Source organism: Bacillus sp. FSL R9-9492, from assembly GCF_038007365.1.
Taxonomy (GTDB): domain Bacteria; phylum Bacillota; class Bacilli; order Bacillales; family Bacillaceae_G; genus Bacillus_A; species Bacillus_A mycoides.
In genome coordinates, this window is the sequence record NZ_JBBOXC010000001.1 from 3,186,657 (window position 1) to 3,200,694 (window position 14,038).

The window sequence follows — 14,038 nt, forward strand, 5'->3', positions numbered from 1 at the left end:
ATATCGCATTCTTACCGTACTTATATTTAAATTTATCAGTTTTGAAAAATCATAGTACAATTAACAATTCTGATGATTATCTCTTACCCAGTTATACTTTACTAATGGAAAAAATTCACTCTGTTTGTTTTACATAAAAATGGTGTGATATTTTTATCACACCATTTTAAAATCATTACTTTGTATGTCTTTGAGTTTATCAGAACTTAACTTTTTATCCATTCATATAGACGAAAATTCTACATCATTAAGAAACTATTTAAAAAGTTCCCTTTTATTTGGAACAATTCCATATTTGTTAGAATACTCCCATTGCAACCTTTCCCTTTATATTCTATACTGCATCTTCAATTACAAAATACAAACCCACAAAGAGGGCTGCATCAGCCCTCTTTAATCTACTATTATTTAATGCGTCGTACCCCCAATTTCCACAATATCCACCTCAACTTCCGTCGCTACCTCAATTGCCAATTCTATCCCTTTACTAATCGTAGAAAGTGACATACTCGGTTGACCTGGATAGTTACTCGCTTGCTCTGGTAAGAACGGAATATGAATAAATCCGCCTTTTATTTTCTTATCATGTTTTTCTAGTTCGTGCATGAGACCATAGAATAAATGATTACAAACGAATGTACCTGCAGTTTGTGAAACTGATGACGGTATACCTTCTTCGCGAAGTTTTTTCACGATTGCTTTCATCGGAAGTGTAGACCAATACGCATTAGGTCCTTCTTCTACAACCGGCATATCCACCGGCTGATTTCCTTCATTATCAGCAATTCTTGCATCATCAATATTAATTGCTACACGCTCTATCGTAATATCTGGTCTGCCCCCAGCTTGTCCAATACATATAATCATTTCAGGCGACAACTCTTCTATATACTCTTTTAATACTCTTATTGATTTATGAAATACGGTTGGAACTTGTTTACTAATAATCTTGTACTCTCCGATTGTTTTTTCATGCAAACTTTTTGCGACTTCCCAAGCTGGGTTGATACTTTCTCCCCCGAACGGATCAAATCCTGTTACTAATACTGTTTTCATAGTTTCACTCTCCTAATTAGAAACGATATACAAGGCCGTACATAATAAACATATTTATAATAAAAATGGAAAGAGCAATTGGTACTTGTGCTTTAATGACTGCATTTTTATCTTTCAATTCTAAAAGCATCGCAGGTACGATATTAAAGTTTGCTGCCATTGGAGTAAGCAACGTTCCGCAATATCCAGCAAACATACCGAGTGCTGCCATAATTGCTGGGTTTCCTCCGTGCATTTGCACAATTAAAGGTAAGCCGATTCCACCAGTGATTACTGCAAACGCTGCGAATGCATTCCCCATTACGACTGTAAATAGCATCATTCCTAAACAATAGGCCATAACAGCAACGAATGGATACTCTGTCGGTAACACTTGTCCGACTAGATCCGAAACGACTTGTCCTACGCCAGACTTCGCAAAAATACCGCCAAGTGCTGCTAACATTTGTGGTAAAATAACTGCCCAACCGACAGCCTGTAGTAACCTACTTCCTTCTTGAACAGGCGTTGTTATTTTCGCTTTTGTAATACGCATCGCCGCAATGAATGCAAGTAATGCCCCTAACGCTAATGCAACTAATGTTACTTTATCAGGATCAACAAGTGCAACATTTCCCCATTTGATTTTTCCTAACGTTAACGTTCCGATAATTGTAAAAATAGGTATTAATATTGCAGGCATAAAAATTTTATTTTTTAATTTCTCAGCATGTTTCACACGTTCTTGTACTGGTACTTCTTTCTCCTCGGATTTTGTTACTTTATTTAATGAAGCCAAAACAACCATAACAAGCACAATACAGCCAACATAAAACGAAGGGATTACATTTCCGAATAAAAATGTAACTGCAAACAATGCCCAAAATAAACTAGAACCGAATCGGTTTGGATGCTCACGATCAAATGCAATACGAACAGCGATAAATGCAACGATTATACCTAATACATAATAAATTGTATCCATTGTTATGATGTTCATCTTATATAGCCTCCTTCTCTTGGTTTTCTTCTGCCTTCATTGTTTTCTCTATATACTTGTCAAACCTTCTAAACCTAATCCAGCTCACAATAAGTGCCGATATCGCAGTTGGAATGCCCCAAAGCGCCATATCCCATACACCGACATGCATACCTACTGAATCGAAGAACCCTTTCATTAATAAAATGGCACCAGTTGCGATAAAAATATCTTCTCCGAAAAACCAAGCTGTATTTTCCGCAGCTGCTGCATTTGCTTTTATCTTTTCTCTCAATTTTTCAGGGAGTTTACCATATTTACCTTGCGCAGCTCCTTCTGCCATTGGCGCAACAAGCGGTCTTACCGTTTGCGCATGACCACCAATATTTAGTCCAAGTGCTGCTGATGATTCTCTTATCGTAAAATATGACATTAATACTCTTCCAGTTGTTGCTCCTTTTGATTTCGTTATAAGTGCTTCTGCTCTTTCTTTTAAACCATAACGCTCTAAAATTCCGATTACCGGTAAAGTTAATATGATTGGCATAGACATATATCTGTTTTCTATGAAAAATTTACCGAACATGCTGATCACATCATAAAAACTTAAGCCTGAAACCATACCAGTAACAATACCCGCAACCATAACTACTAACAGTGTATTTAGCCTAAATAAAAACCCAACCGCAACAAGTAAAATCCCAATTAATTTCACCAATTTTAACACTTCCTCTCATTTTTAATCCCGCTAATTAACGTTTCACTTTATTTGGTGCGCATATAGAAATACCATTAAGTTCGAATGTTCTGTATATTTTTCCCGCAAATTGGACTGCTTTCTCTCCATCCCCGTGTAAACATATCGTTTGCGCTTGAACTGCTACTTTCCCCCCATTAACCGATTCTACATACCCTTCTTTCACCATTTGAAGTACTTGTTTTATTGCTTCATCTTCATTTTTTATAAGAGCATTTTCTTCTGTACGGCTCGTTAAAGTTCCATCCTGCTTATACGTGCGATCAGCAAAAGCTTCTTGTACGAGAGTTATATTATATTTTTCTGTTGCCTTTATAAATGTCTCACTATTCGCTAATCCGTAAAGTAATAATCCAGGATTAATATGATAAATTGCCTTTGCGATTGCATCCGCAATTTCCGAATCAGTTGCCGCCATATTATATAAGGCACCGTGCGGTTTTACATGTTGCATTTTCGCTCCGGCAGCTTTAACAAATCCGTCTAATGCGCCAATTTGATATAAAACATAATCGTATACTTCACTTGCTGAAACATGCATGTTCCTTCTTCCAAATCCAATTAAATCAGGAAATCCAGGGTGTGCCCCTATTGCTACGTTTTTCTGCAGGGCTTTTTCAACCGTTTGCCTCATAACGGACGGATCACCCGCATGAAAACCACAAGCAACGTTTATAGAGGAAACGAACGGAAGAATTTCATCATCATTCCCCATTTTATAAGCTCCAAAACTTTCTCCTAAATCACAGTTTAAATCGATTTTAGTCACGATGTTTTCCTCCTAATCTCAGCTTCGTAAAGCGATGAATTTCTTTAATAGACTCATACTTGTTTCCTGCTTTATATATAATTGTGCAGCTTCTTCCATAGTTATTTTTTCAAAAGTTACGTAGTCTCCTGGTTTCAGCTGCGCTAGAAGAGGTAAATCTACTGAAATTACATTTCCAATTCTCGGATAACCACCTGTCGTTTGTCTATCAGCCATTAATATAATAGGCTGTCCACCATTTGGTACTTGAATTGTTCCGAATGTAACTGGGCTCGATAAAATTTCTATCTCTTCAACTCTATTTAAAACATCTCCGTCAAGCCTATATCCCATGCGATCAGCATAATTGGACACTTTATACTCTTTCGAAAAAAACGACTTTATACTTTCTTCTGTAAATTGATCATATTCAAAGTCTGTTATGACGCGAAGAATAGGATGCTTCTTATATTTTGGTAAAGCATTGTTACAAATTGCCCACTTCGTTTTTATACGCTTTTCTTCTTGTAAATTTTGAATGAAACGACTTGCAACTTCTGCCCCTGTACCAATTTGAAAATAATCTCCTTTTTTCAGCATTCTCCCTTCAATACCGCCAAGAGCAGCACGTATGTAAGTACTTTTACTTCCCATCGTACGATCAATATTTATACCGCCCGCAAAAGTCACATATGCTCTGCAACCGCTTTTCGCTTTTCCGAGGCATAGCATGCTTCCTTCTTCAGCTAATATAGGGCGCCATAATGGAATGCGTTCTCCATTTAATAACGGTTCCATATCCGCACCGCCAATCGCAAGCAAAGTCGTTTTCTTTATTAACAATTTAGGTCCCATTATTGTAATTTCGAGTCCAGCCTCATTCTCCTCATTACCTACTAACATATTAATCATCCTGAGCGCACTTTTATCCATAGCACCGCCAACAGGTACACCGTATTGTTGATAATGAAATCGCCCTAAATCTTGGACTGTTGTAAACATTCCTGCATGCAAAATCTCTACATCCATTCTTTAGCCCCCTCAAGCGATACGTACTCTTCCTTTGTTATTGGTATAAATCGTAAATACATACCACTTTGAATATATGTTGGTGTTTCTTCTTTTGGATTAAACAGAGAAATAGGTGTTCGGCCGATAATATTCCAGCCTCCTGGTGTTTCAAGCGGATAAATACCCGTTTGATTTCCGCCAATCCCTACTGAACCAGGAGCGATTTGTAACCGTGGTGTTTCTTTTCTAGGTGTTTCTAGTTCTTTTGATAATCCCCCTAAATAAGGGAAGCCAGGCGTAAAGCCTAACATATACACGAAATATGTTGTTTCACTATGTATTCGAATAACATCCTCTACTTGTAATCCTTGATAATGCGCAACCTCTTCTAAATCTGGTCCATATTCTCCCCCGTAACACACTGGTATAGAAATATGTTTCACATCTCGGTTCACTTCTTCTTTATATGAATCACACAGCTCCCGTATATACTGGCAAACATAATCATATGGTCTTATATTTCTATCATTTTTCATCCATACTTCGTACAAATTGTAGTACACCGCTAATGAAGTAAACGACGGAACGCATTCAACCATTCCTGCAAACGGATGTTGCTGCAGTGCTTGAAATAGTCGTTGCACTTTTTCATATATATCCATCCCAATTTCTTCACCAAATGTAACAATAATTGCTTGATCCCCTAACGCAGAAAATTTCATCCCACTCCCTCTTTCTATGCCAAAAAGCCGAGTTCTTTCGAAATGCGGTATGCTGTTTCTTTCACTTTCGCAGTAAAATATGAAATGTTACTTTCGCTATACTCAATTGCTAATCCCGAAATACTAATGCCGGCTACAACCGTTCCATCACTTGCAAAAATTGGAGCTGCTATAGCCGCTGTATGATTTTCTAATTCAGAATAACTAATTGTATATCCAGCTTGTTTTGCTATATGTAACACTTCTAGTAAATGCTCCTTATTCACGATCGTTCCATCTGCAAACTGCTTTAAATCCGTTTCCTCTACGTACTTTCTTTTCTCTTCCTCAGAAAAATACGATAGTAAAATTCTCGGACATGCACCCGCATACAGTGGTGCTCTTCTTCCAACCGCCGTATAAACACGTACTGGCTGAGCTCCTTCCATCTTCTCAACATAAATTGCATCGTTACCATCTTGAATAATTAAATTTACTGCTTGCCCTAAACTATCTCTAAGCTCTTTCATATAAGGTATCGCAATATTTCTTACGGATAATCTTTGTGAAACAAGTTGACCAAATCGTAAAAAAACGACTCCGAGACGATACTTTCCCTTTTCTGTTTTTTGTAAAAAATCCATTTCTTCTAACGAGCCAATTAAACGATAAACAGATGTTTTCGGCATATTCGTAAGCTGAACCATCTCTGTTAAACTTAGCTCTTCATGCTCATAAAACAACTCCAAAATATCCATTGTCTTAACTGCCGTTTTATTTATACTCATCCTATCTCCTTTTTGTTCCGAATTTCGGAACTATAATTCCGTTTTTCGAAACAAACATATAATTTAAAATTATAAAATATTCTTTCAATTCTATCAATATTTTTTTCACAAATAAAAAAAGTATGGAAGATTATATTTCTCCCATACTTTTTGTTTATAATGCTCTTACTTGTTTCAACGGCCAGAAAACAGCTTGTCCTTTTCCGACAATTTCATCTTCTGAAATAAATCCAAACATACGACCGTCTTTAGATACTTCACGATTATCTCCTAAAACAAACACTTGGCCCTCTGGCACTTTCGTTTTCCCTGTGATTTGTTCTAACGTAAAATCAGGAGTTAATACACGACCTGATGCCTTTTCTTTAAATTCTTTTAAATACGGTTCTTCCATCGCTTTTCCGTTTACGTATAAAACATCATTTTTATACTCAACTGTATCACCTGGTAAACCAATTACTCGTTTTACTAAGTCGTACCCTTCTTTTCCGTGGAAGACGATAACATCAAAACGGTCTAACCCGCTTATACTATAACCAATCTTATTAACGAGAACTCGCTCATTATTTTCTAAAGTTGGCATCATCGACTCACCTTGTACTAATGACGGCGTAAATAGCACCCCACGAACGATAAAGGCAATCGCAAGGGTAATACCTATCGTTTTAATCCATGAGATCAATTCTTTCTTCGTACTTGTCTTCATCGTTTCTCCTCTTTCTTAAATACTTACTTTATTATTTCAACTAATTCTTGTACTAACTTTAGGTCAATCTCAGAAAAACATGACTTACCTTCTCTAACCGCTGTACCTACATGCGCCTGCGTAATTCCAGTTTCATCTAGCAATTGTTTTACATTCTTTTTCGTTACTCCGCTTCCGACAACAAGCTGTATATTCCCTTCACTTTCCTTTTGCATTGCTGCAAGAACCGGAATATTATCTACTACATTTCCTTGTCCGCCTGAAGTTAAAACGTGAGTAACTTTATTGAATTTCTTCAAAACTTTCATCGCTTCTACTGGATTTTCTGTATCATCTATCGCACGGTGATACGTTACATTTATTCCATCTACAACAGATAATAAATCTACTAATTTCTCTTCATCAACTTCATTTTGTTCATTTAACACACCTAATACAACACCAGCAGCTCCAAGATTTTGAGCAACTACAATATCTTCTTTCATCATTTCAATTTCTTCTTCCGTATATGTAAAAGACTTCGCATGCGGACGAATCATAACATGAACTGGTATTTGCACTGCTTCTACTGCTTTTTTTATAAAAGCATAGCTCGGTGTTAAACCACCTTCTGTATATGATGAAATGAGTTCAATTCGATTTCCACCAGCCTTTTCAATTCGCTTCACATCTTCTAAACAAGTTGCAATAACCTCTAGCATGAGATAACCTCTTTTCGTACTTTTTTCTTATTATACAGTAGGTGAAATAAGAAACATAGCATTCCACTATAAAACTACAAAAAGAAGAATGAAAAGAAAGATTTATTGAATTGATAATAAATATCATATATGTTATGGTTTTCTTAAAATTATGCATTCTTATATTATTATAAAAGGAAATAAATATATGATTCTTACAAAAAAACGGTTCGTTATCTCTAGTTCATTTATTGTAATTGCATCACTTTGCGCGATTACTTTATTAACAAAACCAAATACAAAACTAGATTCCTCAACTTCAAGTATAGAAACAGAAACGATTACCCTTTCATCAAGCAATAAAGAAGAATTTCAAACCTTTCATTCATCTTCATTTAACAATACACATACATTCCGCGGGGACATGGGTACTGGATTTGACTTTAGTGGTCTCGGTGACCTAAAAGTCACAGTTGAAAATACCGGTACAAATGCATTTACATATTCAATCAAATCAAAAGATGAAGAGAAACTAGTAAGACATACAATAAAACCAAATGAAGGTAAAACATTTACTTTGCGTTCATTAGTTACCTCTCCTGAGCCAGGGTACTATTATTTATCCGCTTATAATGAAGATGGATCTGAGAGTAATATGAGGCTTGAGTTGCAACCGGAATAATGCAAAAAGTAATATAATGGAGAGTATATCGCTAAAAGCGAAGATGGATGTTTAAACATATTTCAGTCTAATACTTACTTACATCGAATCTAAACTCACCCAATGAAAAAGTCCGTCATTTTGACGGACTTTTATAATTTCAAGCGTTTCTTTCCTCAGTTTTCATATCAATGCCTAATTGATCTTCCAATAACTTTACACCTTTTTTTGTAAGATGAACGGCTCGATTCTTATCCGTTTTTGTAATCCATTCCTGTTCAAAAAACAGTTTTGCTATTGCAGATCCTAACCAACCAGAAATATGGTAGCGTCGTTCACTCCAATCAAGACAAGGTTTTGCAAATACCCTCCTTTTTATATCGGCCTTATCAATATTTATTCCAAAATTCAGAAACCACTCCTTACCTTGTTCCGTTACAATATATTCTCCGTCCTCTAAAATTATAAATTCCCTATCTAGTAATTTTTCAGCTATCTCTACACCGAGCTTGCCTGCAAGATGATCATAACAAGTTCGAGCATAGCGAACTTGTTTTAGTTGATCCGATTGTTTTAAAGAGCGAACTTCAACTGTTGGTGCGATTGTCCCTAACTTTTCAATAACTTCTGCTACCTCTTGATTAGCAAGTCGATAATAACGATGTCTACCATGTTGTTCAACTGTAAGTAGATTCCCCTCTACTAATTTAGAAAGATGAGAACTAATCGTTGGATGTGACACTTTTGCCATATAAGCCAATTCGCTAGCAGGTAGTGCCTGATTATTCATTAGACAATCTAAGATGATTGCTCTTGTAGGTTCAGCAATTAATTTAGCTATATATGAGATATTCGGATATACATTCATATTTCGATGATACCCTAACTGTTAAATTGATACAATTATTTTAAGTTTAATAGTAAAGGAGAATTTATTATGAATGCAATTGATCTTAGTATATTAAATTTGAAAGAAACGAGAAGGCGCTCAGAAAAATTATGGAATTCTCTTCCCGATAATTTTCTTAATTGGAAGCCTGATAATGAGGCTATGTCTTTTGGTGAGATGATTCGTCATGTATGGAGCTCAACTTTTTACTATCATATGATTTTAAAAAACAATGGCTCAATAAATGACATACATATCCCATATGATGACGAGCCAATTACTTGTGTAAAAAAAGAAATTGAATTGGCACAATCATACTTTACTGACTTCATAGAATATGTTCAATCAATAAGCATAGCAGAGCTAGACTCAAGACTTATTGATCGAAGCGATGTTGGCTATCAAAGATATTTAGGCGACATGCTATTACGAATTGCCTATCATGATGCAGTCCATGCAGGTCAATTTTTACAATATTTACGAATGATAAACTTGGAAAGGCCTTTAATTTGGGATTAAAAGTTGCCAAACTAACATTGCAATAAATATTCTTTCAGCCAATAACAATCCAAAATCATGATAACCATTTATATTAAAAATCTACATCTCAATTTGGTACGTCGTACACATAAAAAGCACGTGTTCGATTACTAATCAAACACGTGCTTTCAAAACAACTATATTGTCCATAGACAATAAAATGTAAGTTTAAAAAACTACGACCGAAACGCCGCATCCGCCAGCATAGATAGTGTTGCATCATCCATCGGCGGATTGTGTAGTCCTGCTCTTACGTTTAAATAATAACGATGAAGCGGATTTTTTTCTGATAAACTTTTCGCCCCGACAATACGCATTGCTTTATCTACAATAGATATCGCCGCATTTGTTACCGCGTATTTCACTGCCGCAAGTTCGGCTTGCAATGATAATTTATCTTCTGCCTCATCGTATTTTTTCGCAATTTGATATAAAAAGACACGAGCTTGCATAAGCTCAAGTTCTAATTCTCCAACTAACCTTCTAACATTCGGTAATAAACTTATAGAATGATTTAAACTGTTTGGCTTGTATGATACCGCAAACTGAACTGCATAATTTCTTGCTGATTGTGCAATTCCTAAATAACATGCTGGTATATGTAGCAACCAGCCAATACCCTTAGCTTTAACTTTTGAACCCTTTATATCAGTGAAAAAGCGATCTGGTATCTCTACATTTTGTAAAACGAGATCATGGCTCGCAGTTCCTCGCATTGCGATGCTATCCCACGTTTCTTCAATTGTCACGCCTTGCGTATTCTTTGGAATGACAAACTCTCCGATATCTTCCTGGCCTTCAATACTTGCTGAAATGATAAAATAATCAAGTACTGGTGCCATTGTCGTAAACGTTTTTCTTCCATTTATAATCCACTTCTCACCTTTTTTGACAGCTAACGTCTCTGGTTTCCCACCGCGAGTAGGACTACCTGTATTCGGCTCTGTCGCTGCTCGATTAAAAAGCGCACCATTACGTACTTCTTCACAAAACCAAGTGAACATTTCCTCATTCCAAGAACGATTTTCAGCTAATTCCTTTACAATGCCAAGGTGCCATCCAATCGATAATGCGGTAGCACCGCAGCCTTCTGCTATTTTCTCTTGAAATAAAACGAAGTCATATAAAGAAATCGCATTGCCTCCCCATTCTTTTGGCAACGTTAATTTCGTATATCCGATATCTTTCAAATTATTAATATTTTCATACGGAAATGATCCTAATTCACTTAGTTGATGCTCCCTTTCCATGAACTTCGGAATCAATTTATTTATTTGTTCAATAACTAAAGATTGTTCTTCTGTTTCAACAAATGAGAGTGCCATACATAATCTCCTTTATGTCCGATTCATAAACCGTTCATTTTGTCATTATGATTATATGAAGTTACTTCTCTATTGTTTCACTATTCCGATAAAAATACAATGCTTTTGAACAATAAGAAAAGTTCCTATAAAAAAGATAGGTTCTTTTCTTATATTAATCCCCTTTCAATGCCTTTAATGGCAAAGAGGTTACATATCCAATATACGAGCATAATTCTTTAAAAAAGAAAGGGATTTCTGTATCTAACGTTTTATACGCTGACGTTGGAGTTGGTGATGCATACGCTTCAATTTTAATATGTTTTGCAATTTTCATTGCACGTTTCATATGAAGTGGATCACTCACAATCGTATATGTGCGTATTCCGTTCTCTATTCCAACTTGCTTTGCATTCTTTAAATTGTCCTCTGTGAAAAGGGATTTTGTTTCAATTAGAATATCCTCTTCTTTCACACCATGTTTCAGTGCATACACTCTAGCAGTACGCGCTTCCTCAAGCTCTGCCTCAAACTTTGTACCACCTGTGAAAATAATCTTTTTAATATTACCGTTCTTATATAAGGAAATTGCATGATTAATTCTTTCTTTAAATACAGGAGATGGTTTTCCGTTCCATGAAGCTGCTCCCAGCACGATACCAGCATCTGTCTTCACACCATCATCTGTTTTAAAGCGATAACTCCAAATATCGTAAGCTGCATAACTTACATATAAAATAATAGAACAAATCATAAGCAAGAATACTTGCAAGATTCTTCTTTTCTTACTTTTCTTATTTTCTTTCATTTATAACTGCCTCCGTACATCATCCATACTTCTATATAAAAACGTATATATCAAATCATTTTGTTTGAATTTGTTTAAAAGAAGGAATTTTTCTTGTTATATATATGTATTAAAGGGTTTTCATTTAAAATTGAGGATTATCAATTCATTTTTCGTTTGCGGTTTTCATTACGTTTTTGTAATTTATAAGTTTATTACCATACAACTACATTGTAACGAATTTTTTATCATAATGGAATGATGAAACAAAAGAAGTAACTATTTTGTAAGAAAAAAGGTATATTTTTCAACTAGACGATCAATACACCTTTCTTAATATGAATTATCGTTTTTCTTTATACGATTCTAATTTTTCTAATAACCGTTCCTTTACAGCTGGCCATTCATTTGCAATTACACTGTATACAACTGCATCTCTAACATGTCCACTCGGCAATTTTCTTTCGTTTCTAAGTACACCCTCTTTTACTGCGCCGAGTCTTTCAATTGCTCTTTGTGCTTTTTCATTTCGTGCATCCGTCTTAATTTGTACCCTCCGCATATGCAACTTTTCAAAAGCATATTGTAATAACATGTACTTACATTCCGTATTCATACTCGTACGTTGCACACTTGGGTCATACCACGTTTTCCCTAATTCCACCGTCTTATCTTCAACTGAAATGTTATATAAGCGTGTACTCCCTACTATTTCATTTGTCTTTTGATCAACAACAACAAATGGCAAATCCTTCCCTGCCCCATAAGCTTTTATCGCCTTTTGAACATATTGCTGCATATCTTGAACAGTATCCATTTTAGAGATTAAATACGCCCAAATATCTCGATTTCCTTCCACGATTGAAAACATTTTTTCGACATCATTGCTATCCATTAACCGTAACTTTGCTCTTTCGTGAATAATTTCCATTTGTAAGCCCCCTTTGTTGTAACTATATCATACTCTATTACTGTTTAATCGTTATATAAGAACATATAATTATATTTATGTTAAGGAATAAAATATATCTTTAAAATAAAAAATGCGATGCCTTTATTCAAGCATCGCACTCATAAATTGAATTGAAATTTACTTCTTTTCCATTACCGCAAAATAATTATTTTCGCTATCTGCAAAATTAAATATTCTACCTGAAGGCATATTTACAATTTCTCCGACTGTAACGTTTTTGTTTACTAAATCACTATATAAACGATCGAATTCTTTTGAGAAGAACATTAAAGAAGGTGTACCAAGATTTAACTCCGGCTGCATTTTAGCAATTAGCTCCTTATTATGGAGAATAATACTTGTTTCAGCTTCTTTAGTTGGAGCAATTTCAATCCATCGCATTCCTTGACCGTTATCTTCCTCTGAAATTACAATAAATCCTACTTTTTCTGTCCAGAATTCCTTCACTTCATCTTGGTTATTTACATACAACATGATTTGACCAACATTATTAATCATTTATTTTAACGCTCCTTTATAAACAATTTTTATTAAACTCCATACACTTACACCTAATTATCACCGAAAATAAAGTTGCGGTACAAAAATCTATTTCAGCGACTCCAATCGCTCGTTCAAACGATCCCAAGTTTCGGTGATACCTTGTAGCATGCCCATGTCCATAACAGTCTTAAGAGCTTCTTCGGAAACATATTCAGCACGGTTTATTAGCTTTGTCTTTCCACCTAAATCGATGAATTCCAATGTCATCTCGGTTGACGGCATAGAATCATTTACATTGCCTTCAGCATCCGAAAAGTAATCGGTGTAGACAATTTTCTCTGGCTCAATAATCTCTTTATAAACTGCTTTCCCCCATGATTCCATACCAAAAAATTGCCCCAGGTTCTGATCGACACACTTCATACAGTAATGCCAAACGCCTCCCGGACGGAAGTCGACAGTGCATGCTGGAATTTCCCAGCCCCTTGGTCCCCACCAATGTTTCAAATGCTCTGCTTCTTTAAACATACTGAATACAAGATCACGCGGTGCATCGAAAACGCGCTCCAGTACTAATACCCGATCGTTCTCTACTCTTGATACCATTGTATTGTTTGACATGTTAATTCCTCCTTAAATATGAACTGATTTTATAACTTTTCCTTGTTTTGCAATTCCTTCAAATACTCATCTAAATTATCGAATCTCTCTTCCATCACACGCTTAAATGACTGCACCCAACAATCAAGTGCTTCGAAAGGCTCAGGTCGGAGCTTGTAAATCCGGCGATTAGCTTCAGCCTGCACTTCCACAATCCCTGTATCGCTTAACACTTTTAGGTGTTTCGAAGTTTGTGGTTGCCTTAATCCCAAATGTTCGGCGATTTCCCCAACGGTTAAGGGACCGTCACGCAAGAGTTCAACGATATTCATACGATTCGGTTCAGATAAAGCGCTCAACGTCGTCATATTCACGCCCGGAATTTTCCCCGACATA

18 protein-coding genes are annotated in these 14,038 nt (G+C 35.8%); 2 read left to right on the forward strand and 16 right to left on the reverse strand.

Annotated features, from left to right (window positions below; all coding sequences use genetic code 11):
- Positions 1–408: 408 nt before the first annotated feature.
- From pcp to MKY70_RS16340, 9 genes are all read right to left on the reverse strand, one after another.
- Entirely contained in the window at positions 409–1,056 is a 648-nt protein-coding gene (gene pcp / locus MKY70_RS16300) for a pyroglutamyl-peptidase I (RefSeq protein ID WP_088031517.1), read from the reverse strand.
- A gap of 16 nt (positions 1,057–1,072) precedes the next feature.
- Positions 1,073–2,035, reverse strand: a complete 963-nt coding sequence (locus MKY70_RS16305) for a DUF979 domain-containing protein (protein WP_033709246.1) — start codon at positions 2,033–2,035, stop codon at positions 1,073–1,075.
- Position 2,036: 1 nt separating this feature from the next.
- A complete protein-coding gene (locus MKY70_RS16310; protein WP_002127994.1) occupies positions 2,037–2,732 on the reverse strand; it encodes a DUF969 domain-containing protein in 696 nt (231 codons plus the stop codon).
- A gap of 34 nt (positions 2,733–2,766) precedes the next feature.
- Positions 2,767–3,540, reverse strand: a complete 774-nt coding sequence (gene pxpA / locus MKY70_RS16315) for a 5-oxoprolinase subunit PxpA (RefSeq protein WP_341074535.1) — start codon at positions 3,538–3,540, stop codon at positions 2,767–2,769.
- An 18-nt stretch (positions 3,541–3,558) separates the two neighbouring features.
- Complete coding sequence (locus MKY70_RS16320) at positions 3,559–4,548, reverse strand: 5-oxoprolinase subunit C family protein (RefSeq protein WP_088031519.1); 990 nt, start codon at positions 4,546–4,548, stop codon at positions 3,559–3,561.
- Positions 4,539–5,252 carry a 5-oxoprolinase subunit PxpB gene (gene pxpB / locus MKY70_RS16325; RefSeq protein ID WP_088031520.1) on the reverse strand — a complete coding sequence of 238 codons (714 nt, stop codon included), beginning with the start codon at positions 5,250–5,252 and terminating at the stop codon, positions 4,539–4,541. The genes MKY70_RS16320 and pxpB overlap by 10 nt, the downstream gene beginning before the upstream one ends.
- 14 nt (positions 5,253–5,266) lie before the next feature.
- The gene (locus tag MKY70_RS16330) at positions 5,267–6,019 is read right to left on the reverse strand and encodes an IclR family transcriptional regulator (RefSeq protein WP_341025196.1); all 753 of its coding nucleotides are present in this window, start codon (positions 6,017–6,019) and stop codon (positions 5,267–5,269) included.
- A 154-nt stretch (positions 6,020–6,173) separates the two neighbouring features.
- Positions 6,174–6,725 carry a signal peptidase I gene (gene lepB, locus MKY70_RS16335; RefSeq protein ID WP_088031521.1) on the reverse strand — a complete coding sequence of 184 codons (552 nt, stop codon included), beginning with the start codon at positions 6,723–6,725 and terminating at the stop codon, positions 6,174–6,176.
- Positions 6,726–6,748: 23 nt separating this feature from the next.
- Complete coding sequence (locus MKY70_RS16340; RefSeq protein WP_088031522.1) at positions 6,749–7,426, reverse strand: copper homeostasis protein CutC; 678 nt, start codon at positions 7,424–7,426, stop codon at positions 6,749–6,751.
- Positions 7,427–7,613: 187 nt separating this feature from the next.
- On the opposite strand from MKY70_RS16340, the gene MKY70_RS16345 reads away from it, so the two are divergent.
- The gene (locus tag MKY70_RS16345; RefSeq protein ID WP_088031523.1) at positions 7,614–8,087 is read left to right on the forward strand and encodes a hypothetical protein; all 474 of its coding nucleotides are present in this window, start codon (positions 7,614–7,616) and stop codon (positions 8,085–8,087) included.
- 139 nt (positions 8,088–8,226) lie between these two features.
- Here the strand turns inward: MKY70_RS16345 and MKY70_RS16350 are convergent, their stop codons facing one another.
- Positions 8,227–8,934 carry an ArsR/SmtB family transcription factor gene (locus tag MKY70_RS16350; protein ID WP_060750355.1) on the reverse strand — a complete coding sequence of 236 codons (708 nt, stop codon included), beginning with the start codon at positions 8,932–8,934 and terminating at the stop codon, positions 8,227–8,229.
- Positions 8,935–9,003: 69 nt separating this feature from the next.
- On the opposite strand from MKY70_RS16350, the gene MKY70_RS16355 reads away from it, so the two are divergent.
- Positions 9,004–9,474: a DinB family protein gene (locus MKY70_RS16355; RefSeq protein ID WP_016091701.1), complete on the forward strand. Its 471-nt coding sequence runs from the start codon at positions 9,004–9,006 to the stop codon at positions 9,472–9,474.
- A gap of 197 nt (positions 9,475–9,671) precedes the next feature.
- Here MKY70_RS16355 and MKY70_RS16360 read toward each other — a convergent pair whose 3' ends face one another.
- The 6 genes from MKY70_RS16360 to MKY70_RS16385 form a co-directional block, all read right to left on the reverse strand.
- Positions 9,672–10,820, reverse strand: a complete 1,149-nt coding sequence (locus MKY70_RS16360; RefSeq protein WP_341025201.1) for an acyl-CoA dehydrogenase family protein — start codon at positions 10,818–10,820, stop codon at positions 9,672–9,674.
- A gap of 154 nt (positions 10,821–10,974) precedes the next feature.
- Positions 10,975–11,607 (reverse strand): YdcF family protein, encoded by a 633-nt coding sequence (locus MKY70_RS16365; protein WP_002033016.1) that lies wholly within the window; start codon positions 11,605–11,607, stop codon positions 10,975–10,977.
- 322 nt (positions 11,608–11,929) lie between these two features.
- Complete coding sequence (locus MKY70_RS16370) at positions 11,930–12,517, reverse strand: GNAT family N-acetyltransferase (protein ID WP_002185500.1); 588 nt, start codon at positions 12,515–12,517, stop codon at positions 11,930–11,932.
- A 159-nt stretch (positions 12,518–12,676) separates the two neighbouring features.
- A complete protein-coding gene (locus MKY70_RS16375; protein WP_002033018.1) occupies positions 12,677–13,057 on the reverse strand; it encodes a VOC family protein in 381 nt (126 codons plus the stop codon).
- A 90-nt stretch (positions 13,058–13,147) separates the two neighbouring features.
- Positions 13,148–13,663, reverse strand: a complete 516-nt coding sequence (locus MKY70_RS16380) for an SRPBCC family protein (RefSeq protein ID WP_002137099.1) — start codon at positions 13,661–13,663, stop codon at positions 13,148–13,150.
- Between the two features lie 29 nt (positions 13,664–13,692).
- Positions 13,693–14,037 (reverse strand): ArsR/SmtB family transcription factor, encoded by a 345-nt coding sequence (locus tag MKY70_RS16385; protein ID WP_341025205.1) that lies wholly within the window; start codon positions 14,035–14,037, stop codon positions 13,693–13,695.
- Between the last annotated feature and the right edge of the window lies 1 nt (position 14,038).

Excerpts from the sequence above, each read along its gene's own strand:
- pcp (WP_088031517.1), bottom strand. The coding sequence starts at position 1,056 with ATGAAAACAGTATTAGTAACAGGATTTGATCCGTTCGGGGGAGAAAGT.
- MKY70_RS16305 (WP_033709246.1), bottom strand. The coding sequence starts at position 2,035 with ATGAACATCATAACAATGGATACAATTTATTATGTATTAGGTATAATC.
- MKY70_RS16320 (WP_088031519.1), bottom strand. The coding sequence starts at position 4,548 with ATGGATGTAGAGATTTTGCATGCAGGAATGTTTACAACAGTCCAAGAT.
- pxpB (WP_088031520.1), bottom strand. The coding sequence starts at position 5,252 with ATGAAATTTTCTGCGTTAGGGGATCAAGCAATTATTGTTACATTTGGT.
- MKY70_RS16330 (WP_341025196.1), bottom strand. The coding sequence starts at position 6,019 with ATGAGTATAAATAAAACGGCAGTTAAGACAATGGATATTTTGGAGTTG.
- lepB (WP_088031521.1), bottom strand. The coding sequence starts at position 6,725 with ATGAAGACAAGTACGAAGAAAGAATTGATCTCATGGATTAAAACGATA.
- MKY70_RS16340 (WP_088031522.1), bottom strand. The coding sequence starts at position 7,426 with ATGCTAGAGGTTATTGCAACTTGTTTAGAAGATGTGAAGCGAATTGAA.
- MKY70_RS16345 (WP_088031523.1), top strand. The coding sequence starts at position 7,614 with ATGATTCTTACAAAAAAACGGTTCGTTATCTCTAGTTCATTTATTGTA.
- MKY70_RS16350 (WP_060750355.1), bottom strand. The coding sequence starts at position 8,934 with ATGAATGTATATCCGAATATCTCATATATAGCTAAATTAATTGCTGAA.
- MKY70_RS16355 (WP_016091701.1), top strand. The coding sequence starts at position 9,004 with ATGAATGCAATTGATCTTAGTATATTAAATTTGAAAGAAACGAGAAGG.
- MKY70_RS16360 (WP_341025201.1), bottom strand. The coding sequence starts at position 10,820 with ATGGCACTCTCATTTGTTGAAACAGAAGAACAATCTTTAGTTATTGAA.
- MKY70_RS16365 (WP_002033016.1), bottom strand. The coding sequence starts at position 11,607 with ATGAAAGAAAATAAGAAAAGTAAGAAAAGAAGAATCTTGCAAGTATTC.
- MKY70_RS16370 (WP_002185500.1), bottom strand. The coding sequence starts at position 12,517 with ATGGAAATTATTCACGAAAGAGCAAAGTTACGGTTAATGGATAGCAAT.
- MKY70_RS16375 (WP_002033018.1), bottom strand. The coding sequence starts at position 13,057 with ATGATTAATAATGTTGGTCAAATCATGTTGTATGTAAATAACCAAGAT.
- MKY70_RS16380 (WP_002137099.1), bottom strand. The coding sequence starts at position 13,663 with ATGTCAAACAATACAATGGTATCAAGAGTAGAGAACGATCGGGTATTA.
- MKY70_RS16385 (WP_341025205.1), bottom strand. The coding sequence starts at position 14,037 with ATGTCGGGGAAAATTCCGGGCGTGAATATGACGACGTTGAGCGCTTTA.